Below are 22,324 nucleotides of genomic sequence, written 5' to 3'. Positions count from 1 at the left end.
ACTATGATAGCGGAAGCGCGGCGGGCGATCAGCCTGCGCGTTTGGCGGAAAGCGCGGCGTAACGCTGGATTGAGGCCCGTTGCCACTGAAAAGTCGCATAATCGGCCAGCGTCTCCGGCACCTCATCGCCATTGAGAACCAGACGATTGAGCATCAGCGCCAGGTCGGCGTCGGCAATGGACCATTCGCCAAATAAATTTTGCCCGCCGTGGGCCAGTAGCATGGCGGCGGTGGTAAACAGTTTTTCCGCAGATTGCTTGCCTGCCTCGCTGAGGGCCGGCATTTTCGCCCCGCCAAACACCACGGCGGTCGATCGCTCTTCACGAATCGGCACCAGATCGCTGCGCAGCCAGGCCTGGATCTGCCGGGCGCGGGCGCGTTTTTGCAGATCATGCGGGTAAATGCGCTCCCACTCCGGCGGGGCGAAACGCTCATCCAGATACTCGGTAATCGCCGAGGACTCGCTCAGCGCGAAATCATCAACCTCCAGCAGCGGTACGCGACGGGTGGCGGTATAGCCCGTCCAGCCGGCCTGCAGATGTTCGCCGCGGTTCAGGTCGACGGTTTTAAGGCTAAAAGGCAGGCTCTTTTCCTGCAGGGCGACATAGACAGACATCACATACGGTGAGAAAAAATCGGCATCGGACCACAGGGTAATCACAGGCTGGCTCATGGCTTCCTCAAGGATGGTAGACAGGACAATAAGCCAACATAGCCTGGCTTGCCGGGGATGTCACTGCTCGTCCGCGCGTCAGCATCACGTGGCTGCCTCCAGACCGATGCGCCGCTCGCGGATTTCCACCCGGGTTGCGCAGCTTCACCTATACTCGAACAGTTTGCGACCCACGACGGCGGGAAATATTATGATCGATCTCTACTATGCACCCACCCCAAACGGCCACAAAATCACCCTGTTTCTCGAAGAGGCGCAGCTGGCCTATCGGCTAATTCGGGTCGATATCGGCAAAGGGGAGCAGTTTCATCCACAGTTTCTGGCGATTTCGCCGAATAACAAAATCCCGGCGATTGTCGACCATATGCCTGTCGATGGCGGGGCGCCGTTGAGCGTCTTCGAGTCCGGCGCCATCCTGCTCTATCTGGCGGAGAAAAGCGGCAAGCTGCTGAGCGGTGAACTGCGGGAGCGCTATATTACTCTGCAATGGCTATTCTGGCAGGTCGGCGGTCTTGGGCCGATGCTGGGACAAAATCAGCATTTTGCCCACTCGGCGCCGCAAACGGTGCCCTATGCCATTGAACGTTTTCAGGTGGAAACCCAGCGACTGTACGGGGTTCTCAACCACCGCCTCGAAGCCAGTCCGTGGCTTGGCGGCGACCATTACAGCATCGCCGATATTGCCGCCTGGCCCTGGGTCAACAGCCATGTCCGACAGCGTATCGATCTGGCGAACTATCCGGCGGTGCATAACTGGTATGAGCGCATTAAGCAGCGACCGGCGACCATTGAAGCGATGCTAAAAATTCAGCCTTATTAACCCCCTGCTCGCCCGTCGCGCTTTGTTGTATGATTGCAGAACTTACAACACGGAGGAAGCCTGCAATGTCTCAACCAGACGCCATTATTCGTATTAAGAACCTGCGCCTGCGTACTTTTATTGGAATTAAAGAGGAAGAGATCGCCAACCGCCAGGACGTGGTGGTGAATGTGGCGATTCACTATCCCGCCGATAAGGCGCGCGATAGCGAAGACATCAATGATGCGCTGAACTACCGCACCATTACCAAGCGCATCATCAGCCATCTTGAGAATGGCCGTTTCTCGTTGCTGGAAAAATTAACTCAGGATGTGCTGAATATCGCATGCGAACATCACTGGGTCACATATGCTGAAGTGGAGATCGATAAACTTCATGCGCTACGCTATGCCGACTCGGTGTCGATGACCATGAGCTGGCGGCGATAACGATGTCAGGGAGGTGGTATGAAGATCCTGCTTACGGGTGGCACCGGCCTGATTGGCCGACATCTGATACCCCGGTTGCTGGAGCTGGGGCATAGCGTCACGGTTTCCACGCGGCACCCGGATAGCGCCCGCGCCCGCCTCGATCCGCGCGTCACGCTGTGGCGCGATTTCGAAGGCCATCACCACCTCAATGATATTGATGCCGTTATTAATCTGGCAGGTGAGCCCATAGCTGATAAACGCTGGACGGCCGAGCAGAAACAACGCTTGTGCCATAGCCGCTGGGATCTCACTCAGCGGTTGGTGGGCCTGATCCACGCCAGCAACACGCCTCCCTCCGTGCTGATCAGCGGGTCTGCCACCGGCTACTACGGCGATCTCGGCGAGGTGGTGGTGACCGAAGAAGAACCACCGCACAATGAGTTTACCCATAAGCTTTGCGCCCGGTGGGAGCAAATTGCCTGCGAAGCGCAAAGCGAACGTACCCGCGTCTGCCTGCTGCGCACCGGCGTGGTACTGGCCCCGCGGGGCGGTATTCTCGGCAAAATGACGCCCGCCTTTAAGCTCGGCCTCGGTGGGCCTATCGGCAGCGGCAGACAGTATCTGGCCTGGATCCATATCGACGATATGGTTAACGGCATTCTGTGGCTGCTGGATAACGATCTACGCGGTCCGTTCAATATGGTTTCTCCCTACCCAGTGCATAACGAACAGTTCGCCCACGCCTTGGGTCATGCGCTCAATCGACCAGCCATTTTCCGCGTTCCTGCCGCTGCTATTCGCCTGCTGATGGGTGAGTCTGCCGTCCTGGTGCTCGGTGGCCAGCGCGCGCTGCCTAAGCGACTGGAAGCCGCTGGCTTCGCCTTCCGCTGGTACGATCTGGAAGAAGCGCTAAAGGATGTGCTGCGTTAATGGCTGACACAGGGGAGCATTGGCTCCCCTGATTCCATTCTGCTGGCTCATGCTCCACGCCTGGATGGCGGCCTCACCCTGGCGCTGCAGCATCGCCATATTCAGGACAACCAGCGCCCTTAATCGCCTGAATTCACCGCCAGCCGGCCGGTTCGCCGATGTTACCTGGCGAAGCAAAGTGCTAAGGTAGGCTTTTCTTTCTGCGTATTGACTGCTTTATGACAACCATCACCACACCACGCCTTTCGCTTACCCGCTTTGTTACCGATGACTGGCCCTTTTTTCTGCGCCTGCGCCAGGATCCGCTGGTGATGCGTTTTATGGGGGAAGTGTTAAGCGAGACGGCGCTACGCAGCGTGTTTGCCAGCCGCTGTGCCGATCCCGGGGTGTTTGTTTTGCGTGATAAACGCGGCGACGCGCTGGGCGATATTGGGCTACGCATCAGTCCGAAAAATCCGCACGAGGCTGACGTCGGCTACGCCCTGTTACCGCAGGCTCAGGGAAGAGGCTATGCCAGCGAAGCGCTGCGCGCGATCTGCGATTATGGTTTCAGCACGCTGGGGGTGCAGGCCATCAATGCCTGGGTGCTGAGTGAAAATCATGGCTCATCGCGCCTGCTGGAGAAACAAGGCTTTGTGCGCACCCAGGTGCTGGAGAAAGCCTATCATCTGAACGGCATCGATTACGATGACTGGATCTATCGGCTGGAGCGGGAAGCTCACCCGACGCCTACAGACGCCGGGTGAGCCGGTTATTTCAGCGACCCTTTCAGAAACTGCTGCAGGCGCGGGCTTTTCGGCGCGCCAAACAGCGCGTCCGGATGCCCTTCTTCTTCAATTTTGCCCTGATGCAGGAAAATAACATGCGAAGAGACGTGGCGGGCAAAGCCCATTTCGTGGGTCACCACCACCATGGTTTTTCCCTCTTCCGCCAGCTGCTGCATGATACGCAACACTTCGCCCACCAGTTCCGGATCCAGAGCGGACGTTGGCTCATCAAACAGCAGCACTTCCGGCTCCATCGCCAGCGCGCGGGCAATCGAGACACGCTGCTGCTGGCCGCCGGAGAGATGCACCGGGTATTTCGCCTGCTGACGTTCGTCAATCCCGACCTTGGCCAGGTATTTTACCGCGCGATCGCGCGCTTCCTGTTTGCTTAAGCCCAGCACCTGAATCGGCGCCTCCATGACGTTCTCCAGCACCGTCATATGGCTCCACAGATTGAAATGCTGGAACACCATGGTCAGGCGGGTGCGCAGCAGGCGCAGCTGGTTCTTATCAGCCACCTTCAGCTGGCCGTCCTTATCCCGCACCAGGCCAATATTCTGGCCACTGACGACGATCGTGCCTTCGCTCGGTTTTTCAAGGAAGTTAATGCAGCGCAAAAAGGTACTTTTTCCGGAACCCGATGAACCGATGATACTGATAACGTCCCCGGCTTTCGCCTGCAGGGAGACGCCCTTCAGCACCTCGTGTTCCCCATAGCGTTTGTGCAGATCGATAACGTTTAATTTATTGTCGGACATGGCGTTCTCAATGCGTCGAAGAAGGTTTGATATGCTGCAACCAGCGCTTTTCCGCTTTACGGAACAAGCTAATCAGCACATACGAGATAATTAAATAGAGTACCGCGGCGATGCCAAAGGCGGTGAACGGCTGATAGGTCGCGGAGTTAATATCGCGAGCGATTTTCAGCAGATCCGGCACCGTAGCGGTAAACGCCAGCGCGGTGGAGTGCAGCATCAGGATCACTTCGTTACTGTATGCCGGTAGCGCAATGCGCAGCGCGGAAGGCAGAATAATGCAGCGATACAGTTTGACGGACGAGAAGCCGTAGGCCCGTGCCGCTTCAATTTCTCCGGCGGGTACTGAGCGGATCGCCCCAGCGAAAATTTCAGTGGTATAGGCGCAGGTATTCAGGGTTAACGCCAGCACCGTGCAGTTTAGCCCGCTGCGGAAAAAAGCGTTCAGCAGCTCCGTGCCTTTGACGATTTCCAGGGTATACATGCCGGAGTAAAAAACCAGCAGTTGCACATACAGCGGCGTGCCGCGAAAGATGTAAGTGAACAACCAGATGGGGAACTGGATAAATTTATTGCTCGAGACGCGGCCAATGGCCAGAAACACCGCCAGAATGCCGCCCATCACCACCGAAGAGATCAGCAACCATAAGGTAATCGCCACGCCGGTAAAGCGATAGCCGTCGGTCCACAGCAGTGATTTCCAGTACTCCTGAATAATTTCAATCACAGGTCAGCCCTCTTCACGCCAACGGTATAGCGGCGTTCGAGCAGCAGCAGTACGCCATTAGAAAGGGTGGTAAACACCAGATAAATCAGGCCGCAGACGATGGCGAAATAGAACGGCTGCCAGGTGCTTTTCCCGGCCAGCTGCGTGGCTTTGACCACATCCTCCAGCCCCAGCAGCGAGACCAGCGCCGTTGCCTTGAGAATAACCTGCCAGTTGTTGCCGATCCCCGGCAGCGCGTAGCGCATCATCGCCGGGAACAGAATACGCCGGAACGTCTGCCCGCCGCTAAAGCCAAAGGCGGTAGCCGCTTCGATATGCCCCTTCGGCACCGCAAGGTAGGCGCCGCGGAAAGTTTCCGTAAAATAGGCACCATAGATAAAGCCGAGGGTAATAATCCCGGCGATCATCGGATCGATATCAAACTGCGCCATGCCCAGCGCATCGGTGACGCTGTTCAGCGCAATCTGCAGGCCATAGAAAATCAGCAGCATCAGCACCAGATCGGGCACGCCGCGAATCAGTGTGGTATAGCCTTCAAATACCAGCGCCAGAGGACGGTTGCTCGATAACTTTGCGCCAGCGCCCGCCAGCCCTATCAGGACGGCGAGAACGACCGAGCTGAGCGCAAGCTCCAGGGTGACGAGCGCACCCTGCAAAATAACCTGTGAAAACCCATACAGCATGCTGCCTACCCTGTCTGTCATTCACCATTGCGCGCGAAACGCACGCAATGGTGAGGCGTGAGAATTATTCGCCGTATACGTTAAAATCGAAGTATTTTTTCGCCAGTTTGTCGTAGGTGCCGTCCTTACGCATCTCTGCAAACGCCTTATTCAGCGCTTCACGCAGTTCGTTGTCTTCCTTACGCAGCCCCATACCGGTACCGACGCCGAACAGCTTCTCGTCTTTAATCGATGGTCCGCCAAACTGGTAATCTTTACCGATAGGCTGTTTCAGGAACCCTTCGCTGGCCGCGACCTCATCCTGGAACGCGGCGTCGATACGGCCGGCGGTCAGGTCGGAATAGATATTGTCCTGCCCCTGATAGGAGACAATTTCGATACCTTTCGGCGCCCAGTGCTCATTGCCATAGGTTTCCTGAGTCGTCCCCTGCAGCACACCCACGCGCTTACCCTTCAGGGTGGCGAGATCCGGCGTTACCGGGCTGCCTTTTTTCACCACCAGACGCGAATCTGCCGCGTACAGCTTGTCGGTGAAGGCAATTTCCTGCTGGCGCTTTTCGGTAATCGACAGCGAAGACATAATCGCGTCGATTTTCTTCGCTTTTAAGGAGGGGATCAGTGCATCCAGCGGGTTTTCAACAAAGGTACATTGGGTATTAATACGCTTACACAGCTCTTTTGCCAGATCGATATCAAAACCCACCAATTCCCCCTGCGCATTCTTCGATTCGAAGGGGGCATAAGTCGGATCGGTGCCAATACGAATTTTTTGCGGAATGGCGGCAAAGACTGTGGAAACGCTGGAAAGGGCCAGCGCTAAAGAGAGAGACAACGCCAGTTTTTTCATAACTATCCTCGACAGACTGTCATTCTAACGGGTTTATTAGAACTATTTACGCCAGTTATCGTGCCATTATTCGCCCCTTGAGGGCAAAGATTTATGCACCAGAAAGGCCGATTTTTTGCATCAGAAACGCTTAACTATGCATTTTTTAGCCAAAAAACTGGCTGCTTTTGCACTGAAATGATCCACAGCGTGTTTGGATGCACCCTTTTGGGGCATGGATACGAACCTGGCGGCAGGCCCACCCTATTGTGCGGGCCTGCAGCAGTCTTAGTCGCCGTAAACGTTAAAATCGAAGTATTTCTTCGCCATTTTGTCGTAGGTGCCGTCTTTACGTATCTCGCCCAGCGCTTTATCAAACGCAGCTTTCAGTTCGACGTCGTCCTTACGCAGACCGATACCGGTACCATCGCCAAAGTACTTTTTATCTTTCACCGACGGGCCGGCGAAGGCGAAATCTTTCCCGGCAGGCTGTTTCAGGAAGCCTTCGCTGGCGGCGACTTCATCCTGCAGCGCCGCATCCAGACGGCCAGCTGCGAGATCTGAATAGATCAGATCCTGGTTCTGGTAGGCCACCACGTCAACGCCCTGGCTGCGCCAGCGGTCATTGGCATAGGCTTCCTGAGTAGAACCTTGCAGCACCCCGACGTGCTTGCCTTTCAGCGCCTCCAGCGTCGGCTGGATCGGCGACCCTTTGGCGGCGATCAGACGCGAGTCAGCGGCATAAAGTTTGTCAGAGAAAGCGATCTCTTGCTGACGCTTCTCGGTAATGGAGAGCGAAGAGATGATGGCGTCAATTTTCTTCGCCTTGAGGGAGGGGATCAGGGAGTCAAAATCACTGCCGACCCAGGTACATTTCACCTTAATTCGGGAGCACAGTTCATTGCCTAAATCGATATCAAAACCAACAAAGTCCCCTTTTGCGTCTTTCGACGAAAATGGCGCATAGGTCGCGTCAGTGCCAATGCGAATGCTCTGCGGCAGAGCAGCAAACACGCTGGCTGTGCTGCTCATTCCCACGAGTAAAGAGAGAGCCAGAATCGTCTTCTTCATACAGTACCCTTAAGTGTCGTGTCGTGATGTGGTGCGTTGCTTGTTATGGTGATTGCCGATCAATCCTGCAGTTTTTGTGCCATCTTCCCGGTGCGTGCCGGGAACAGGGTTAAATTTGTTAAAATAAAGTTGCAGGATTGTCTTGGAAGGGAAGATACCAGCATTACTGGCGAAACCGCAGTGCCTCAGCGCAAAAAGACGAAATAAATGTCGAGGATTTGATCGGGACGACAAATTTGCACCACTGCGGCGCAAGCGTACATTGACTGCACTTATTTAGTGCAATCCTGTGCCCCCTGCCAGCGAGTAAACAAGTCTTGAGACAGGCTAATATCGAACTGATCGAGCACCCGGTTGACGGTTTGGTTGATGACATCATCCAGGCTTTGCGGCCGATGATAAAAGGCCGGCACCGGCGGCATTATCACCGCCCCGAGCTCCGCGGCCTGAACCAGTAGTCGCAGATGGCCGAGATGGAACGGGGTCTCCCGCACGCAGAGCACCAGCGGACGACGCTCCTTCAGCACAACATCGGCCGCCCGCGTCAATAGGCCATCCGTATAGCTATGGACAATGCCAGAGAGCGTTTTCATTGAGCAGGGTAAAATCACCATCCCGGCGGTTTTGAACGAACCGGAAGAGATACTGGCGGCGATATCGCGGGCGTCATGCACCACATCGGCCAGCGCCTGCACGTCGCGCACGCTGAAGTCGGTCTCGAGGGCCAGCGTTTGCCGTGCCGCCTGGCTGAGGATCAGATGGGTCTCAATCTCCGGCACATCCCGCAACACCTGCAGCATCCGCACGCCATAGATAGCGCCGCTGGCGCCAGAAATGCCAATAATCAGTCGTTTCACGTTCTGTTACCCCTTGCGCGTGTGCCGCAGACTTTGCCGGATTATAGCCTGTGGCGCAACTATTGATGCGCAGTTGAGGGGCGAAAAAAAGCCCGCCGTCCCTCAGGAGCGGCGGGCCGCGACGCGCGAACGGGTTAACCCTCGTTGTGCATCTCGAGGTTTTCGACTTCGTTCTGCAGCTGGACCGCTTTGGCATCATCGTTACGCAGGGAGTCAAGATAGTCGAGGTACTGCTGGTCGACATCCCGGGTCACATATACGCCGTTGAAGACAGAACATTCAAACTGTTGAATATCCGGGTTCTCCGCGCGCACTGCGTCGATCAGATCGTTGAGATCCTGGAAAATCAGGCCATCGGCGCCGATGATCTGGCGGATCTCATCCACTTCGCGGCCATGGGCGATCAGTTCGTTGGCGGTCGGCATATCGATACCATACACGTTCGGGAAACGAATTTCCGGCGCAGCGGAGGCCAGATACACTTTTTTCGCCCCCGCTTCGCGCGCCATCTCAATGATCTGCTCCGAGGTGGTGCCGCGTACAATGGAATCATCGACCAGCAGCACGTTCTTATCGCGGAATTCCGCACGGTTGGCGTTGAGCTTACGACGAACAGATTTACGACGCAGCTGCTGACCGGGCATGATAAACGTCCGGCCGACGTAGCGGTTCTTCACAAAGCCCTGACGATAAGGTTTGTCGAGAATGCGGGCGATTTCCAGAGCGATGTCGCAGGAGGTCTCCGGGATCGGGATAACGACGTCAATATCCAGATCTTCCCACTCGCGGGCAATCTTTTCGCCCAGCTTAGTCCCCATGTTGACGCGGGCGCTGTAGACGGAAATTTTGTCAATAAACGAGTCCGGACGGGCAAAATAGACGTACTCGAACAAGCATGGGTTGCTGACCGGATTATCGGCACACTGACGGGTATACAGCTGGCCTTTCTCAGTAATATAGACCGCTTCGCCCGGCGCGACATCGCGCAGGAATTCAAAACCAAGCGTATCAAGCGCCACGCTTTCCGAGGCCACCATATACTCAGTGCGACCGTCGCCAACGTCACGTTTACCCAGCACCAGCGGACGAATGCCGTTAGGGTCGCGGAAGGCCACCATGCCATGACCGATGATCATCGCGACGCACGCGTACGCGCCGCGGATCAGGCGGTTGGTCGCCGCAATCGCAGCGAAGATGTTGTCCGCTTCCAGCGGGTAGTGACGGAAGTTATCCAGCTCACTGGCGAAAATATTGAGGAGGATTTCGGAATCAGAGGTGGTATTGATATGGCGGCGTTTTTCTTCAAACAGCTTTTTACGCAGCTCGTGCGCATTGGTCAGGTTGCCGTTATGCGCCAATGTGATGCCATACGGCGAGTTAACGTAAAACGGCTGCGCCTCGGAGGCGCTGGAGCTGCCCGCCGTAGGATAACGCACGTGGCCAATACCCATATTGCCCTGCATACGCTGCATGTGGCGGGCTTCGAATACGTCGCTTACCAGCCCGTTAGCCTTACGCAACCGGAAGCAGTTGTTGGCATCAATGGTGATGATGCCAGCGGCATCCTGTCCACGGTGCTGGAGCACCGTTAGCGCATCATAAATCGACTGGTTAACCGGCATAACACCGGCGATACCGACAATACCGCACATACGTCTTTTCCTCGTTCAGCAACGACCCAAAGTCTATACTTTAGGCAAGAAACTTGACGAGCTTTGCAGGTATTCAAAAAACCATCTGATGACAGGGGTAAAATAGGGAATAAACTGCGACTGATGCCAGTCATCGCTCTTCGCCATCCCGGTAAAGGTGTCCAGGAAGAACAAGATAGCGGCGATGATCAGCACCCCACGTAGCGCGCCGAAGCAGATCCCCAATACCCTGTCGGTTCCTGACAAACCGGTCTTCTCCACCAGCTGGCCTATCACATAGTTCACGATAGCGCCAACGATGAGCGTCACGATAAACAGCGCCGCAATAGCAATCCCATTTCGAACCCGTTCATCCTCAAAGCCCGTAAACCAGACAGACAGGTCAGCGTAGTAATGGCTGGCGACATAAAACGCGCAACCCCACGTCACTAACGATAAAGCTTCGCGAACAAAGCCGCGGATCAGGCTGACCAGGCAAGAAAGACCCAGCACCGCCATAATGGCGTAATCAATCCAGACCATATACGTCCCACGATTTACGCCCTGTCGTCCAGTTCGGGGCGCATTCTAACAGAAAAAGAAAACGTTTGCGTAGGGATTTCCATGCCCTACAGAAATAAAAATGGCGCTGAAAAAACATTCAACGCCAGACTGCCTTTCGCCTCTTGAGGGCGGCTGAGACAGGGTTTGCGGGGCGTTTCTCCCCGCCACGTTCTCTCCGCATGGCGGAAAAAACAATCAGTTTGGGGTGAAGCCCATCACGACCCCGCTAAGCCCGGAGATCTGCTGTAGATCGCCCAGCTGGCCTTTCAGCTTGTCTTTTGACGCATCCGGGCCGACGAGGATGCGGGTAATTTTACCCTGTACCGGCGTCGAAGGCGACGTATAGACTTTGAACCCCGAGGCCCGCAGTTTACCCACAATCTCATTCACCTTATCGGCGTTCTTCAACGCGCCCAGCTGAACCACATAGGCTTTCCCGGTCGGCGCCGGCAGGGCCGCCTGCTGCTGCGGTGGCTGTTGCTGCTGTGGCTTAGCCGGCGGCGGCGTTGGCGTCGCGGCCTGCTGTTGCGGCTGCGGCTGCGGCTGTGGTTTCGGCTGCGGCTTGGGCTGCGGTTTCGCGGCCACCACCGGCTCCTGAACGTCATCGAAGCTGTTGCTGTTCACCGGAATACGCGATGGATCTAACGATGGCGCGGCGGCATCGCCCGCCCGCACCTCTTCCGCCGCTCCTTCCGGCGGTTGCGAAGGCAACGCCTGGGTCGCCGCTGGCAACATATCCGGTTCATCGCGATCGCCCGGTTTCGGCACCAGCGGGATCGCGGCAAACTCATCCTGGTAATGCTTTTTCTGCCCGTCCAGCAGCCCTGGCAGGATAATCACCCCCAGCGCCACCAGCACGATTGTCCCGACTAAACGGTTCTGAAACTTACTCGCCACCGATTCTCCCCGCGTCTATCTCTTCCATAACCTGCGCTACGGTGTGAAACGAACCACACACCAGCACGGTATCTTCCACTTTAGCGTCAGCCATGGCCGCATGCCACGCCTGCGCCACGCTGGTATAGACTGTGCCGCCACGCAAATGTTCCAACAGCTGCTCCGCCGTCGCGCCGCGCGGGCCTTCCAGCGGCGCGCAGTACCAGGCGTCGACGTCCGGGGCCAGATTGGCCAGCGTACCGGCAATGTCCTTATCATGCAGCATACCAATAACCGCCAGCACGCGTCCCGTTTTCGCTAACGTTTTGAGACGCCCGGCGAGATAGGCCGCCGCGTGCGGGTTATGCGCTACATCGAGGATCACCCGCGGGGCATCGCTGATTATCTGAAAACGGCCCGGCAACATCGCGTCGCGGATCCCATCGCGGAGGATGGCGTCATCCACGGCCAGCCCGCTGGCGCGCAGCGCCGCCACGGCCGTCGCCGCATTCGGCAACGGCACCTGAGGCAACGGCAGGCGGCTTAACGCCCCGGCCGCGTCGCGGAAGGACCACGTATCGTCCTCCACCTCATAGCACCAGTCGACGCCGCGGCGCTGGAGCAGCGCGCCTTTCTCGCTGGCCACGTCGGCAATGGTGTGCGGCATATCCGGCTCACCCACCACCGCCGGTTTACCGGCGCGAAAGATACCCGCTTTTTCCCGGCCGATACTTTCGCGATCCGGCCCCAGCCAGTCGGTATGATCGAGGGCGATGCTGGTGACCACCGCGACGTCGGCATCTACGATATTGGTGGCGTCGAGACGGCCACCCAGCCCGACTTCAAGGATCACCACATCCAGCTGCGCCTGCTTAAACAGCCATAGCGCCGAGAGCGTGCCGTACTCAAAATAGGTCAACGAGATGTCACCGCGCGCGGCTTCGATTTCAGCAAACGAGGCCGTATGCGCGGCCTCCGGCAGTTCCGCTCCCTGAATGCGCACGCGTTCGGTGTAGCGCACCAGATGCGGGGAGCTGTAGACCCCCACTTTATAGCCGGCCGCCATCAGGACGGTTTCCAGCGTGCGGCAGGTGGTGCCTTTGCCATTGGTGCCCGCGACGGTAAAAACAAATGGCGCCGGTTTAACGATATCCATCTGCCCGGCGACCTCGCTGACGCGTGCCAGCCCCAGGTCGATGGTTTTACTGTGCAGATGTTCCAGATAAGAAAGCCACGTAGCCAGGGGCGACGTGGCCTGAGGAATAGGATCTTTTTCCATGATGCCCGTAAGAATTGACGGTTAACGCGTATGAATAAAAAAGGGCAGCGCCGCCAGGCCCTGCCCTCTGCTTTATCAGGCCTCAGGTTCCTGATCCGGTGCCGGCGGCACCACCACGCCTTCATGAGGCGCTTCCGAAACGGCAACCGGCGCCGGCAGGTTCATCAGCTTCGCCAGAATGCTGGCCAGCTTGAGACGCATTTCCGGGCGGCGAACGATCATATCGATCGCCCCTTTTTCAATCAGAAACTCGCTGCGCTGGAATCCCGGCGGCAGCTTCTCGCGTACGGTCTGCTCAATTACGCGAGGACCGGCAAAGCCGATCAGCGCTTTCGGCTCGGCAATGTTCAGATCGCCCAGCATCGCAAAGCTCGCCGATACGCCGCCCATGGTCGGGTCGGTCAGCACGGAGATGTACGGCAGCCCACGCTCCTGCATTTTCGCCAGTGCGGCGGAGGTTTTCGCCATCTGCATCAGCGACATCAGCGCTTCCTGCATACGGGCGCCGCCGGAGGCGGAGAAGCAGATCAGCGGGCAGTTGTCTTCCAGCGCCTGCTCCACGGCGCGCACAAAGCGTGCGCCGACGACGGAACCCATCGAGCCCCCCATAAAGGAGAACTCAAAGGCGGCGGCAACCACCGGCATCGCGTAGAGCGTACCTTTCATTACCACCAGCGCGTCTTTCTCGCCCGTCTCTTTCTGAGCGGACGCCAGGCGGTCTTTGTATTTTTTTGAATCGCGGAACTTCAGCACATCTTTTGGCTCAAGTTCGCTACCCAGTTCTACCAGAGAACCTTCATCCAACAGGCTATGCAGGCGATTACGCGCCGACATGCGCATATGGTGATCGCACTTAGGACAAACCTCCAGGTTGCGCTCCAGCTCGGCGCGGTAGAGTACCTGACCGCAGCTATCGCACTTGGTCCATACACCCTCAGGAATGCTCGCCTTGCGGGTGGGAGTGATGTTGCTTTTAATTCGTTCAATCCAGCTCATTGATAACCTTTCTGCCTGAACCTGGTCGATGCCAGTTTTGTCGTAAGGGGCGCATAATGCCATTTTTGCCTCTTACAGACCATGAATGTTGCACATTAAATCATATCATCCCGGAACATGGGATAAAAAAGTGGTCAAACCGCTGCGCGCGACGATCATGTTCGGTCACGCGCAGCGCAGGGCGAACTACTTCGCCTGCTTTGACGCCGCCCGCTTATGGCGGATGATCTCAATCACACCCGGCAGGACGGAGAGGACAATGATCGCCACGATCAGCAGCTTCAGGTTCTCCTGCACCACCGGCAGATCGCCAAACAGATAGCCGGCGTAGGTGAACAGCAGCACCCACAGCAGCGCCCCGACCACGTTATAGGCTGCAAAATGACGATAGGACATATGCCCCATTCCCGCCACAAACGGCGCGAAGGTTCGGACTATCGGCACAAAGCGCGCCAGGATAATGGTTTTTCCGCCGTGACGTTCATAGAAGCTATGGGTTTTATCCAGATAGCTACGACGGAAAATCTTCGAGTTCGGATTACTAAACAGCTTCTCGCCGAACAGTCGGCCAATGGTGTAGTTGACCGCATCGCCGACGATGGCTGCGATGACCATCAGCAGTACCATCAGGTGAACATTGAGATCGTTCGTCGGCAGCGCCGAGAGCGCGCCCGCGACGAACAGCAAGGAATCGCCCGGCAGGAATGGCGTCACCACCAGCCCGGTTTCGCAGAACAGAATCAAAAACAGAATGGCATAAACCCAGACGCCGTACTGGGCAACCAGTTCGGCAAGGTGCACATCAATATGCAGGATGAAATCAATTAAAAAGTGAATCAAGTCCATGTTTGTCTTTACCCTTAATGACTCTATTAGTCCGCCAGAAACAGCGGGCCCATTGGCAGCACCGGTAAATCATAGTGGGCCGGGTAATCCACCGACACCAGATACAACCCTTCCGCTTTTGCCGTTGCCGCAGCGAGCGTCCTGTCTTTTGCTGCCAGCAGTTCTGCCATCCAGCTCTCTGGCTGGTTTCCGGCCCCGACTTCCATCAGGCTGCCCACAATATTCCTGACCATATGATGTACAAAGGCATTCGCTTTGATATCCACCACCACATACGCGCCGTAGCGGGTAACGTTAATATGCATCACATTCCGCCACGGGGTACGCGACTGGCACTGTACCGCGCGAAACGAGGTAAAGTCATTCTCGCCCAGCAGACACTGCGCAGCGCGCTGCATGCGCTCGGCGTCGAGCGGCTGGTGAAAATGCGTCACGCCATGACTTAGCACCGCCGGGCGCAGGCGATGATTATAGATGACGTAGCGATAACGGCGCGCCGTGGCGCTGAACCGGGCGTGAAAATCCGCCGGCACATGTTTAACCCAACGCACCGCGATGTCACCAGGTAAATTCGCATTTACCCCCAGCGTCCAGGCGGCATCTTTACGCTGCGCCCGGGTTTCGAAATGCACCACCTGGCCGGTGCCATGGACACCGGCGTCGGTGCGGCCAGCGCAAAAGACGGTAATCGGTTCGTTCGCCACCTGCGAGAGCGCCTTTTCCAGCTTCTCCTGCACACTGCGCACTTCGTTTTGCCGTTGCCAGCCGTAATATTTGCTACCGTCGTACTCGATGCCCAGCGCGATTTTAAAGATCGGCTGTTGCTCCATCTCAGACATCAGTACAGGTACTCCTCAATCAGCTTCTCGGCGATTTTCACCGCCATCAGCGCCCCGCCGAAGCGCACGTTATCCGCGACGGACCAGAACTGAATCTGCTCCGGCATGCCGTAATCGTTATGCACGCAGCCGATGGAGAGACGAGCGTTGCCGGAGGCATCGCCAACCTGGGTCGGGAATTCTCCCTCTTCAGAAAGTTCGATATCCTCACCGCGGGTAAAGGCGTCACGCGCCTCTTCCGCCGCCAGCGGACGCATCGCTTCAAAGTTCACCATCTGCGCATGGCCGTAGAAGACCGGCGACTGGACCACGTTGGCGGAGATCATCAGCCCGTCATCCTGAAGAATTTTGCGCGCTTCATCGACGATACGGCGCTCTTCGCGCACGCTTCCTTCCCGATCCGGCAGCAGCGGCAGCATGTTGAACGCCAGCTGGCGGCCAAAGAAATCGTCTTCATCGATGGGGATGCCGTTCAGCAGCTTGGCGCTCTGCCCTGCCAGCGCATCCACCGCTTTTTTCCCCTGCCCCGAGGCGGAGAGCAGGTTGGTGACACTGATCCGCGATAGTCCCCCCTGGTCGATAAGCGGCTTGAGCGCCGTCAGCAGCTGGCTGGTCAGGCTATTGGGCACGGCAATCAGATTGCGGTTGCGGTAATCGCCTAACACGAACGGATTCACGTCCGGCACCACCAGCGGTACGTCTGGCTCCAGCGCAAACAGGCCGCTGAGATCGATAACCAGACACCCGGCGTTGGTGGCGTCTTCAATATACGCCGCGCTGGCTTCGACGCCGGCGGCGAAGAAAGCCAACTGGGCCTGGGTCCAGTCAAACTCGGCAGCGTCTTTGACGATCACTGTCTTGCCACCAAAACGCAGATGTTCGCCCGCGCTTTCATTGCGCGCCAGAGCAAAAATCTCCCCCACCGGGAACTGGCGTTCAGCAAGAGTTTCGAGCAGGGCTTCGCCTACGGCGCCCGTTGCGCCCAGTACGGCAATATTCCAGCCTTCAGACATGGTGGTTTACTCCAGAAATAAAGCGGCCCTGCCGGAGTATCCGGCAGGGGCATTAAGAAGACATTAACGAACAGGATGATGCACAGCGTTAAAACCGAGCTGGCGCAATAGCGTCGCCGCCTGCGCATCGCTGCACTGTACGTACAGCGAAGACCATTCGCGGCGTTCCTGATAGTTTTTACGCAGCTTGTCAAATTCACCGGCGACGCCGGCCACCTTCCGCAGCGGCGCATCATCGCGGCGCACATCATACACCAAGTGGACCAGCCTTTTCAGCGTCGGCTGATCGAGCGGCCCATGCAGGGTGATGCGGCCAAATTCCGGCGCTGGCAACAGGGTATCCAGCGCCACCTGCTGCGGATGGCCGATAAAGGCGCTGTAGGCTTCAAAAACCTGCGTCGTCCCGCGCGCTTTCCCTTCGAGGGTGTAGCCGGCGATATGCGCGGTACCGATATCCACTCGCTTAAGAAGCTCTACGTTAAGATCAGGCTCCGGCTCCCAGACGTCCAGCACTACGCTCAGCGGCTGTCCAGCTTCCAGCCGTTTCAGCAGCGCAGCGTTATCCACCACCGGTCCGCGGCAGGCGTTGATCAAAATCGATCCTGGCTTCAGACGGCTAATCAGCGACTCATCCGCCAGATGCAGGGTTTTATATGGCCCTTCTTTATACAGTGGGGTATGGAAGGTGAGGACATCAGCTTCCTGAACCAGCGCATCGAGGGAGCGGAAATCGCCTTCGTCTCCGCGATCGGCGCGCGGCGGATCGCAGAGCAGCGTTTTGATCCCCAGCGCTTCCAGCCGTTTTTGCAGTCGTCCACCGACGTTGCCGACGCCGACGATCCCGACGGTACGATCGCGCAGCGCGAAACCGTCGCGTTCGGCCAGCATCAGTAGCGATGAAAAGACATACTCCACCACCGCAATGGCGTTGCAGCCGGGCGCCGCGGAGAAACCAATCCCTGCCTGCTGCAGCCACGCCTGATCGACGTGATCGGTGCCAGCGGTAGCGGTGCCGACGAACTTAACGGCCTTACCGGAGAGCAATGCTTCATTGACCCGGGTGACCGAGCGTACCATTAAGGCATCCGCATCGGTCAGGGCCTCAGCCGGGACCGGACGCCCCGGAACCGCTTGCACATCGCCTAAACGGCTAAAAAGCTCACGGGCATAGGGCATATTTTCATCAACGAGGATTTTCACAGTTCAGTACCTGTCTGAGAACGAGAGTTAACCGGGGAAGTGTGCCATAATCTGGCCGCCAGGCATACTCATCACCTGGTTCCAGCACCGCGATATCGAAAGGATGAATCATGACGCACCCCCTTGCAGATATGCCAGACCGCCCTCCGGGGCGAGGTCCATCAGGCACTGCCGCCACCGGCGAACCTTCGCTTTCCATGCAGCAACGCACCGTCCTGGAGCGACTGATCACGCGCCTGGTGGCGCTGACCTCGCAGCAGAATGCGGAAGTGTGGGCCTGCGTCAAGCATGATCTCGGACTGAAAGGCGACACGCCGCTGCTGGCCTGCCATTTCAGCGCCGCGGAGGCCAGTCTCAATCAGCGTTTAGCCGCCGCTCAGGACAATCATCATCATCGTCAGACGCTGGCGCAGCTCAGCGATCTGCTGGGTCAGGGCAATAACCGTCAGGCGGTCAGCGATTATATTCGTCAACATTATGGGCAAACGGCGCTGCATGCGCTAAGCCAGCCGCAGCTGGAGAACATTCTGCACCTGCTGCAGCGCGGCCAGCTATCGATCCCGCAGCCGCAGCAGCGCCCGCCGACCCTGCGCCCGCTGTTGCCGGCCGAGCACAACACGCTCAATCAGCTGGTGACTAAGCTGGCGGCTGCCACCGGCGAACCGAGCAAACTGATTTGGCAATCCATGCTGGAACTTTGCGGCGTCAAATCCGGAGAGCTTATCCCGGCGACGCACTTCACGCCGCTTTCATACTGGCTGCAGGCGCGGCAAACGCTGAGTGCGCAAAGCGCGCCCACGCTCACCTCGCTGCAGGGTGCGCTCAAGCAGCCGCTGGAGGCCGCAGAATGGCAAAAGATTGTCGACTTTGCTCGTCGCAGCTGGCAGGTCACCCCGCAGACGACGCTGAGCCCAGCGCAGATCCTGGCGCTGTTGAATAAGGTGTTTGTGCTGCGGGTAGCCCGCGCCCAGGAGACGCTGGCCATCCCGCAGGAAAAGCCCGCGCCGAAACGAGCGTGGGCCGCTAAGCCGTGGCAGCTGGCGCTGGGCGGTGTGCTGATCCTGCTCCTTCTGCTGTGGTGGCTGCTGTAGCCCACGCCTTAGGAAAGCGCGCCCGCCTCATGCGGGCGCTCGTTAAGTGATTTGCCGGTTACCACCACACCTCGGCCTGAACGCCAACCATAAACTCATCTTTGCTGTCGTCGTTGAACGCAAACTGCGACAACTGGTTATCGAGAATATTGATATACGTTCCATAGAAGCGAATTTCAGGACGTGACCCCAGCAGGCTCGGCCCAACCTTCAGCGCATGGTACAGCGTCGTTTTATACGCTGACTCCTGCAGATCGTCGCCCTGACGGGTGTTGTTTTTCTGGGTAAACCACCCCAGCTCGACCCCGGTCTGGTTCCAGGTGTCCCATATCCAGGCTGGGCGGATCACCGCGCGCAGGCTGTCGAAATCGCTGTGCGCCCCGCTTTCATAGCTATACACATCATTGCCATGGGCCCACACCAGCGAATTGGCCATGATAATGCGATCGGCGAGATACATTTCCCCCTGCGAGATCAGACGCCAGGCCACGCCGTTGGTATGATCGCCATAGTAATAGCGTCCGCTGGCCATGGAGTTACTGGCGCCGGAGAAGTTGGCGAAACTGCTGGCGTACGAGTTGTTCGCCACCTGCAGCGTAAATTCGTTAAAGCCCTTGCGCTCCAGCTCCTGACGAATAATGGCGGTGGCCATCCAGGTATCTTTGAACCGGAAGTAGCTGTTGTTATCCTCGTTTCTCTCCTGCTCGTCATTTTTATTCGCGAACGCATATTTGCCCATTAGCGACAGAGACCCCGACTGCCACAGGGGAATATTGCGATAGCGCAGGTCGACTGAGTTGGTGTTCATCTGAGTGGTTTGTGTGAAATCTCGTGAATATACGTCGACGTCGTTCCTGCTGATGGACGCATCCAGCTGGCCAACCCCCAGCGCCCAGTTCTGGATCCCGACCCCGGCCGCAACGTCGGTGGTCAGTGACTTCCAGTCCAGCATCTGAATTTCATACTCGGGCAGTTTATGTTTGCCGACCCAGAAATCCGCCTCTGGCGCGAACGGCAGAAAACCTTTGGTGGTCAGGTAAATATCACTAAACTGCAAAATGCTGTCGGTATCCTGGCCAGCAAACCAGGCGTCGTTATACTGCTCGCCGACGTTACCGTCGTACGTCACAACGGCATTCGCCGTTTTGCCATCCTGGTTATAGACCCGCTGATTCAATGTTAAGTCGAACCAGCCACTCATTTCATTACCGAAACGACCCAGCGAGCCGGGGGCGTAGGTCTGCGACGATCCGTGATTTGATGTTCCCCAGCCGGAACGGAAGTACCCCTGGTAGCTAAAGCCAATATCATCTTTAACAAATTTACTGATGTCCTTCAGGGTGACGCTTTCCAGTTTCGGCTTCTGGCCTTCGGTATCAATAACCGCCACCTGCTGAGTGGCTTTCACCTGCACCGGGGCCGCTTTTTTACTCAGTTCATTATTTTCATTGGCTATATTTTCCGCCACCGGCGACGTTGCTGTTGGATAACCCGTCGTGACATGACGTTTTTCATTCTCCTTAATACTTTTTTGTAATTCGGCCACCTTACCTTTATAGGTCGATAATTGTGATTGCGTTTTTTGTAGCTCTTTTTTATTCGCCGAAAGTTCAGACTCCAGTAATTCCAGACGCTGTTCAATGGTTAATTTAGCCGCCATCACATCACTTGTCGAAATAGCCAGCAGTACCGATAAAGACAATAAGCTCACCTTCAATTGACTTGAATACATAGGGTACCTTTACATATTGTTATAATTGGCCTTCAGCCAGAACGGCTGAAGGCGGGTAAATCAGGCGGAGCGCTCCTGGCGCAGGGCAATAATTTCTTTGGCTAAATCCTGGCACAGCATCGCGGTCATTAAGTGATCCTGGGCGTGCACCAGAATAAGGTTAACGGTGATTTTTCCGCAGCCTTCGTCCTCACCTATCAACGCCGTTTGGATCTTATGCGCAGCCCGACAGGCCGCTTCCGAGCTGGCCATCAAATCCGCTGCCCGCCCCCATTCCCGCTGCCGGGAGGCGGCAATCGCCTCCATGGCGTCTGAGCGCGCCTGACCGGCATAAATCAGCAACTCCATGACCGTACTTTCATCTGCAAACATCGCCATCCTCCTGGTCGGTCGCCGCCGCGGTATTGACCTTGTTGGCGGCAATCACAAACGGTAAGTAAATGAGTGTTGAAACCGCGAGGCACAGAATGCCGACAAACAGCGCCAGCCAGTTGCCGCCGGTGCCAAAGAAGGCGATAAGCGGCCCGGGCGTGGTCCAGGGTACGGCGTAAGCAATCGGCGGAATAAACTCCATGCTAATAAAGAAATAACCGATCAATGAATTCACAAACGGCACCAGAATAAACGGGATCACCAGGATGGGGTTAAGCACAATCGGCAGGCCAAACATCACCGGTTCATTGATGTTAAACAGGCCCGGCACGAAGGCCATTTTTGCCAGGTCACGGTAGTCTTTGCGCCGGGAGGCAATAAAGATGGCCAACAACAGGCCCAGCGTCATACCCGACCCGCCGCAGTTAGCAAACGCATCGTTGATGCCGGTCCAGGTAATGGGGTACGGCGCTCCCCAGGTGCTGCCATGCGAGGCGGCATAGGAGAGATTTTCGAGGTTGGCTTCCGAGAAGATGGTCTCACGGATGGCGGCCACGGTGTTCGGACCATGGATCCCCAGCACCCACAGGAAATTCGCCACCAGCCCCAGCACCAGAACCGTCACGATGTTGGTCCCCATATCCTTCAGCGGGGCCTGAATAAGGGTATAGATCAGATCGTTAAGACCGTTAGGCGAAATACGCGTCAACAGATAGTTGAGGATCGAAAAGAAGATCATCACGAAGAAGATCGGCAACAACACCTTAAAGGAACGCGCCACCGCCGGCGGCACCGCAGCCGGCATCGTGATGGTCACCCTTGGGTTGCGCGCCAGGCGGCAAAAGAGTTCGCTGGAAATCAGCGCGACGATAATCGCCACAAACAACCCCTGCGGGCCAAGATATTTGGTCGCCAGATAGGCCTGGCCATCAATGATGGTATAAGGCGTGTACACCACAAAAAAGGCGCCGATCGCCGTCAGGCCGCACAGGAGATCGTCCTGCTGATAGCTGATCGCCATATTGCGCGCCACCAGAAAGGTGATCAATATCGCCATAATATTGACCGAACCGTTCATTACCGGGGTGAAAATCTGCTGCGCCTCCGCGAGGTGGGGGAATATCGTCCCTAAATGCAGAATACTGGCGATAAATCCGTCAGGCGACAAAATAGCAAAGTTGATAAGAATAATCAGCGAACTGGCCATGACGATGGGAAACGAAAGAATAAACGCATCGCGAATCGCTGAAACGTGGATCTGAGAATTTAACTTAATCGCGACAGGCACGAGGATTTTTTCCATGCCGCGCTCAAAGGTATCCATGAAACTCATGACGAACCCTTATTCATAATAATTTATTAACGT

26 protein-coding genes are annotated in these 22,324 nt (G+C 56.8%); 6 read left to right on the top strand and 20 right to left on the bottom strand.

The genetic code is table 11. From position 1 onward, the window contains the following. Positions 1 to 28: 28 nt before the first annotated feature. Positions 29 to 673, bottom strand: a complete 645-nt coding sequence (gene yfcF / locus DTA24_RS08280; RefSeq protein ID WP_022066032.1) for a glutathione transferase — start codon at positions 671 to 673, stop codon at positions 29 to 31. 190 nt (positions 674 to 863) lie between these two features. Between yfcF and yfcG the strand changes: the two genes are divergently transcribed. The 3 genes from yfcG (at position 864) to DTA24_RS08265 (ending at position 2,833) form a co-directional block, all read left to right on the top strand. Next, positions 864 to 1,493, top strand: coding sequence for a GSH-dependent disulfide bond oxidoreductase (gene yfcG, locus DTA24_RS08275; protein ID WP_008803935.1), 630 nt, complete (start codon positions 864 to 866; stop codon positions 1,491 to 1,493). Between the two features lie 65 nt (positions 1,494 to 1,558). Continuing rightward, the gene (gene folX / locus DTA24_RS08270; protein WP_002913200.1) at positions 1,559 to 1,921 is read left to right on the top strand and encodes a dihydroneopterin triphosphate 2'-epimerase; all 363 of its coding nucleotides are present in this window, start codon (positions 1,559 to 1,561) and stop codon (positions 1,919 to 1,921) included. 18 nt (positions 1,922 to 1,939) lie between these two features. Further along, on the top strand, positions 1,940 to 2,833 hold the full coding sequence (locus DTA24_RS08265) for a TIGR01777 family oxidoreductase (RefSeq protein WP_123836721.1): 894 nt from the start codon (positions 1,940 to 1,942) through the stop codon (positions 2,831 to 2,833). On the opposite strand, the gene DTA24_RS28045 is transcribed toward DTA24_RS08265, so the two are convergent. After that, the gene (locus tag DTA24_RS28045) at positions 2,813 to 2,932 is read right to left on the bottom strand and encodes a hypothetical protein (RefSeq protein ID WP_046621444.1); all 120 of its coding nucleotides are present in this window, start codon (positions 2,930 to 2,932) and stop codon (positions 2,813 to 2,815) included. The genes DTA24_RS08265 and DTA24_RS28045 overlap by 21 nt on opposite strands. A gap of 119 nt (positions 2,933 to 3,051) precedes the next feature. Here DTA24_RS28045 and DTA24_RS08260 point away from each other — a divergent pair, with 119 nt between their 5' ends. Beyond that, on the top strand, positions 3,052 to 3,579 hold the full coding sequence (locus DTA24_RS08260) for a GNAT family N-acetyltransferase (protein ID WP_008803932.1): 528 nt from the start codon (positions 3,052 to 3,054) through the stop codon (positions 3,577 to 3,579). Positions 3,580 to 3,584: 5 nt separating this feature from the next. On the opposite strand, the gene hisP is transcribed toward DTA24_RS08260, so the two are convergent. From hisP to argT, 5 genes are all read right to left on the bottom strand, one after another. Further along, positions 3,585 to 4,358, bottom strand: coding sequence for a histidine ABC transporter ATP-binding protein HisP (hisP, locus tag DTA24_RS08255; RefSeq protein WP_008803931.1), 774 nt, complete (start codon positions 4,356 to 4,358; stop codon positions 3,585 to 3,587). 7 nt (positions 4,359 to 4,365) lie between these two features. Further along, a complete protein-coding gene (gene hisM, locus DTA24_RS08250) occupies positions 4,366 to 5,082 on the bottom strand; it encodes a histidine ABC transporter permease HisM (RefSeq protein ID WP_002913207.1) in 717 nt (238 codons plus the stop codon). Beyond that, entirely contained in the window at positions 5,079 to 5,765 is a 687-nt protein-coding gene (locus DTA24_RS08245) for a histidine ABC transporter permease HisQ (RefSeq protein WP_004201769.1), read from the bottom strand. The genes hisM and DTA24_RS08245 overlap by 4 nt, the downstream gene beginning before the upstream one ends. Before the next feature lie 64 nt (positions 5,766 to 5,829). Then, positions 5,830 to 6,612 (bottom strand): histidine ABC transporter substrate-binding protein HisJ, encoded by a 783-nt coding sequence (hisJ, locus tag DTA24_RS08240; protein WP_002913209.1) that lies wholly within the window; start codon positions 6,610 to 6,612, stop codon positions 5,830 to 5,832. A gap of 267 nt (positions 6,613 to 6,879) precedes the next feature. Next, a complete protein-coding gene (gene argT / locus DTA24_RS08235) occupies positions 6,880 to 7,662 on the bottom strand; it encodes a lysine/arginine/ornithine ABC transporter substrate-binding protein ArgT (protein WP_008803930.1) in 783 nt (260 codons plus the stop codon). A 45-nt stretch (positions 7,663 to 7,707) separates the two neighbouring features. Between argT and DTA24_RS28040 the strand changes: the two genes are divergently transcribed. After that, complete coding sequence (locus DTA24_RS28040) at positions 7,708 to 7,869, top strand: hypothetical protein (protein ID WP_012540975.1); 162 nt, start codon at positions 7,708 to 7,710, stop codon at positions 7,867 to 7,869. Positions 7,870 to 7,934: 65 nt separating this feature from the next. Here DTA24_RS28040 and DTA24_RS08230 read toward each other — a convergent pair whose 3' ends face one another. From DTA24_RS08230 to pdxB, 10 genes are all read right to left on the bottom strand, one after another. Then, the gene (locus DTA24_RS08230; RefSeq protein WP_008803929.1) at positions 7,935 to 8,519 is read right to left on the bottom strand and encodes a UbiX family flavin prenyltransferase; all 585 of its coding nucleotides are present in this window, start codon (positions 8,517 to 8,519) and stop codon (positions 7,935 to 7,937) included. A 134-nt stretch (positions 8,520 to 8,653) separates the two neighbouring features. Next, positions 8,654 to 10,171, bottom strand: coding sequence for an amidophosphoribosyltransferase (gene purF / locus DTA24_RS08225; protein ID WP_002913213.1), 1,518 nt, complete (start codon positions 10,169 to 10,171; stop codon positions 8,654 to 8,656). Positions 10,172 to 10,204: 33 nt separating this feature from the next. Then, on the bottom strand, positions 10,205 to 10,693 hold the full coding sequence (cvpA, locus tag DTA24_RS08220) for a colicin V production protein (protein WP_002913214.1): 489 nt from the start codon (positions 10,691 to 10,693) through the stop codon (positions 10,205 to 10,207). A 216-nt stretch (positions 10,694 to 10,909) separates the two neighbouring features. After that, positions 10,910 to 11,611: a cell division protein DedD gene (dedD, locus tag DTA24_RS08215; RefSeq protein ID WP_012967503.1), complete on the bottom strand. Its 702-nt coding sequence runs from the start codon at positions 11,609 to 11,611 to the stop codon at positions 10,910 to 10,912. Continuing rightward, positions 11,601 to 12,869 (bottom strand): bifunctional tetrahydrofolate synthase/dihydrofolate synthase, encoded by a 1,269-nt coding sequence (folC, locus tag DTA24_RS08210; protein ID WP_072122208.1) that lies wholly within the window; start codon positions 12,867 to 12,869, stop codon positions 11,601 to 11,603. The genes dedD and folC overlap by 11 nt, the downstream gene beginning before the upstream one ends. A 75-nt stretch (positions 12,870 to 12,944) precedes the next feature. After that, positions 12,945 to 13,865 carry an acetyl-CoA carboxylase, carboxyltransferase subunit beta gene (gene accD / locus DTA24_RS08205; protein ID WP_002913220.1) on the bottom strand — a complete coding sequence of 307 codons (921 nt, stop codon included), beginning with the start codon at positions 13,863 to 13,865 and terminating at the stop codon, positions 12,945 to 12,947. A gap of 186 nt (positions 13,866 to 14,051) precedes the next feature. Then, positions 14,052 to 14,711: a DedA family protein gene (locus tag DTA24_RS08200; RefSeq protein WP_008803926.1), complete on the bottom strand. Its 660-nt coding sequence runs from the start codon at positions 14,709 to 14,711 to the stop codon at positions 14,052 to 14,054. 26 nt (positions 14,712 to 14,737) lie between these two features. Continuing rightward, a complete protein-coding gene (gene truA / locus DTA24_RS08195; protein WP_008803925.1) occupies positions 14,738 to 15,550 on the bottom strand; it encodes a tRNA pseudouridine(38-40) synthase TruA in 813 nt (270 codons plus the stop codon). Continuing rightward, entirely contained in the window at positions 15,550 to 16,563 is a 1,014-nt protein-coding gene (locus DTA24_RS08190; RefSeq protein ID WP_123836720.1) for an aspartate-semialdehyde dehydrogenase, read from the bottom strand. The genes truA and DTA24_RS08190 overlap by 1 nt, the downstream gene beginning before the upstream one ends. Before the next feature lie 63 nt (positions 16,564 to 16,626). Continuing rightward, a complete protein-coding gene (gene pdxB, locus DTA24_RS08185) occupies positions 16,627 to 17,763 on the bottom strand; it encodes a 4-phosphoerythronate dehydrogenase PdxB (RefSeq protein WP_022066026.1) in 1,137 nt (378 codons plus the stop codon). A gap of 110 nt (positions 17,764 to 17,873) precedes the next feature. Here pdxB and flk point away from each other — a divergent pair, with 110 nt between their 5' ends. Continuing rightward, positions 17,874 to 18,854, top strand: a complete 981-nt coding sequence (gene flk / locus DTA24_RS08180; RefSeq protein WP_012540970.1) for a flagella biosynthesis regulator Flk — start codon at positions 17,874 to 17,876, stop codon at positions 18,852 to 18,854. 58 nt (positions 18,855 to 18,912) lie between these two features. Here flk and DTA24_RS08175 read toward each other — a convergent pair whose 3' ends face one another. The 3 genes from DTA24_RS08175 to DTA24_RS08165 are packed head-to-tail and all read right to left on the bottom strand — an operon-like array spanning position 18,913 to position 22,291. Beyond that, positions 18,913 to 20,586, bottom strand: coding sequence for a carbohydrate porin (locus tag DTA24_RS08175; RefSeq protein ID WP_060619769.1), 1,674 nt, complete (start codon positions 20,584 to 20,586; stop codon positions 18,913 to 18,915). Between the two features lie 60 nt (positions 20,587 to 20,646). Further along, positions 20,647 to 20,958 (bottom strand): PTS lactose/cellobiose transporter subunit IIA, encoded by a 312-nt coding sequence (locus DTA24_RS08170; protein WP_038421566.1) that lies wholly within the window; start codon positions 20,956 to 20,958, stop codon positions 20,647 to 20,649. Continuing rightward, the gene (locus DTA24_RS08165) at positions 20,945 to 22,291 is read right to left on the bottom strand and encodes a PTS sugar transporter subunit IIC (RefSeq protein ID WP_032736068.1); all 1,347 of its coding nucleotides are present in this window, start codon (positions 22,289 to 22,291) and stop codon (positions 20,945 to 20,947) included. Before DTA24_RS08165 ends, DTA24_RS08170 begins: the two co-directional genes overlap by 14 nt. Positions 22,292 to 22,324 lie beyond the last annotated feature (33 nt).

This window comes from Klebsiella sp. P1CD1 (assembly GCF_003790505.1).
GTDB lineage: Bacteria > Pseudomonadota > Gammaproteobacteria > Enterobacterales > Enterobacteriaceae > Klebsiella > Klebsiella variicola.
Note: the sequence above shows the minus strand (reverse complement) of the source record. Positions and strands in the feature narration are given on the sequence as shown.

Bases quoted from the DNA above. Each gene is read 5' to 3' on its own strand.
- flk (WP_012540970.1), top strand. From the start codon at position 17,874: ATGACGCACCCCCTTGCAGATATGCCAGACCGCCCTCCGGGGCGAGGT.
- DTA24_RS08165 (WP_032736068.1), bottom strand. From the start codon at position 22,291: ATGAGTTTCATGGATACCTTTGAGCGCGGCATGGAAAAAATCCTCGTG.
- argT (WP_008803930.1), bottom strand. From the start codon at position 7,662: ATGAAGAAGACGATTCTGGCTCTCTCTTTACTCGTGGGAATGAGCAGC.
- DTA24_RS08190 (WP_123836720.1), bottom strand. From the start codon at position 16,563: ATGTCTGAAGGCTGGAATATTGCCGTACTGGGCGCAACGGGCGCCGTA.
- hisJ (WP_002913209.1), bottom strand. From the start codon at position 6,612: ATGAAAAAACTGGCGTTGTCTCTCTCTTTAGCGCTGGCCCTTTCCAGC.
- cvpA (WP_002913214.1), bottom strand. From the start codon at position 10,693: ATGGTCTGGATTGATTACGCCATTATGGCGGTGCTGGGTCTTTCTTGC.
- folX (WP_002913200.1), top strand. From the start codon at position 1,559: ATGTCTCAACCAGACGCCATTATTCGTATTAAGAACCTGCGCCTGCGT.
- yfcF (WP_022066032.1), bottom strand. From the start codon at position 673: ATGAGCCAGCCTGTGATTACCCTGTGGTCCGATGCCGATTTTTTCTCA.
- DTA24_RS08265 (WP_123836721.1), top strand. From the start codon at position 1,940: ATGAAGATCCTGCTTACGGGTGGCACCGGCCTGATTGGCCGACATCTG.
- accD (WP_002913220.1), bottom strand. From the start codon at position 13,865: ATGAGCTGGATTGAACGAATTAAAAGCAACATCACTCCCACCCGCAAG.
- yfcG (WP_008803935.1), top strand. From the start codon at position 864: ATGATCGATCTCTACTATGCACCCACCCCAAACGGCCACAAAATCACC.
- DTA24_RS28040 (WP_012540975.1), top strand. From the start codon at position 7,708: ATGGTGATTGCCGATCAATCCTGCAGTTTTTGTGCCATCTTCCCGGTG.
- folC (WP_072122208.1), bottom strand. From the start codon at position 12,869: ATGGAAAAAGATCCTATTCCTCAGGCCACGTCGCCCCTGGCTACGTGG.
- DTA24_RS28045 (WP_046621444.1), bottom strand. From the start codon at position 2,932: ATGGCGATGCTGCAGCGCCAGGGTGAGGCCGCCATCCAGGCGTGGAGC.
- truA (WP_008803925.1), bottom strand. From the start codon at position 15,550: ATGTCTGAGATGGAGCAACAGCCGATCTTTAAAATCGCGCTGGGCATC.
- hisP (WP_008803931.1), bottom strand. From the start codon at position 4,358: ATGTCCGACAATAAATTAAACGTTATCGATCTGCACAAACGCTATGGG.
- DTA24_RS08200 (WP_008803926.1), bottom strand. From the start codon at position 14,711: ATGGACTTGATTCACTTTTTAATTGATTTCATCCTGCATATTGATGTG.
- DTA24_RS08170 (WP_038421566.1), bottom strand. From the start codon at position 20,958: ATGTTTGCAGATGAAAGTACGGTCATGGAGTTGCTGATTTATGCCGGT.
- DTA24_RS08260 (WP_008803932.1), top strand. From the start codon at position 3,052: ATGACAACCATCACCACACCACGCCTTTCGCTTACCCGCTTTGTTACC.
- DTA24_RS08175 (WP_060619769.1), bottom strand. From the start codon at position 20,586: ATGTATTCAAGTCAATTGAAGGTGAGCTTATTGTCTTTATCGGTACTG.
- purF (WP_002913213.1), bottom strand. From the start codon at position 10,171: ATGTGCGGTATTGTCGGTATCGCCGGTGTTATGCCGGTTAACCAGTCG.
- DTA24_RS08245 (WP_004201769.1), bottom strand. From the start codon at position 5,765: ATGCTGTATGGGTTTTCACAGGTTATTTTGCAGGGTGCGCTCGTCACC.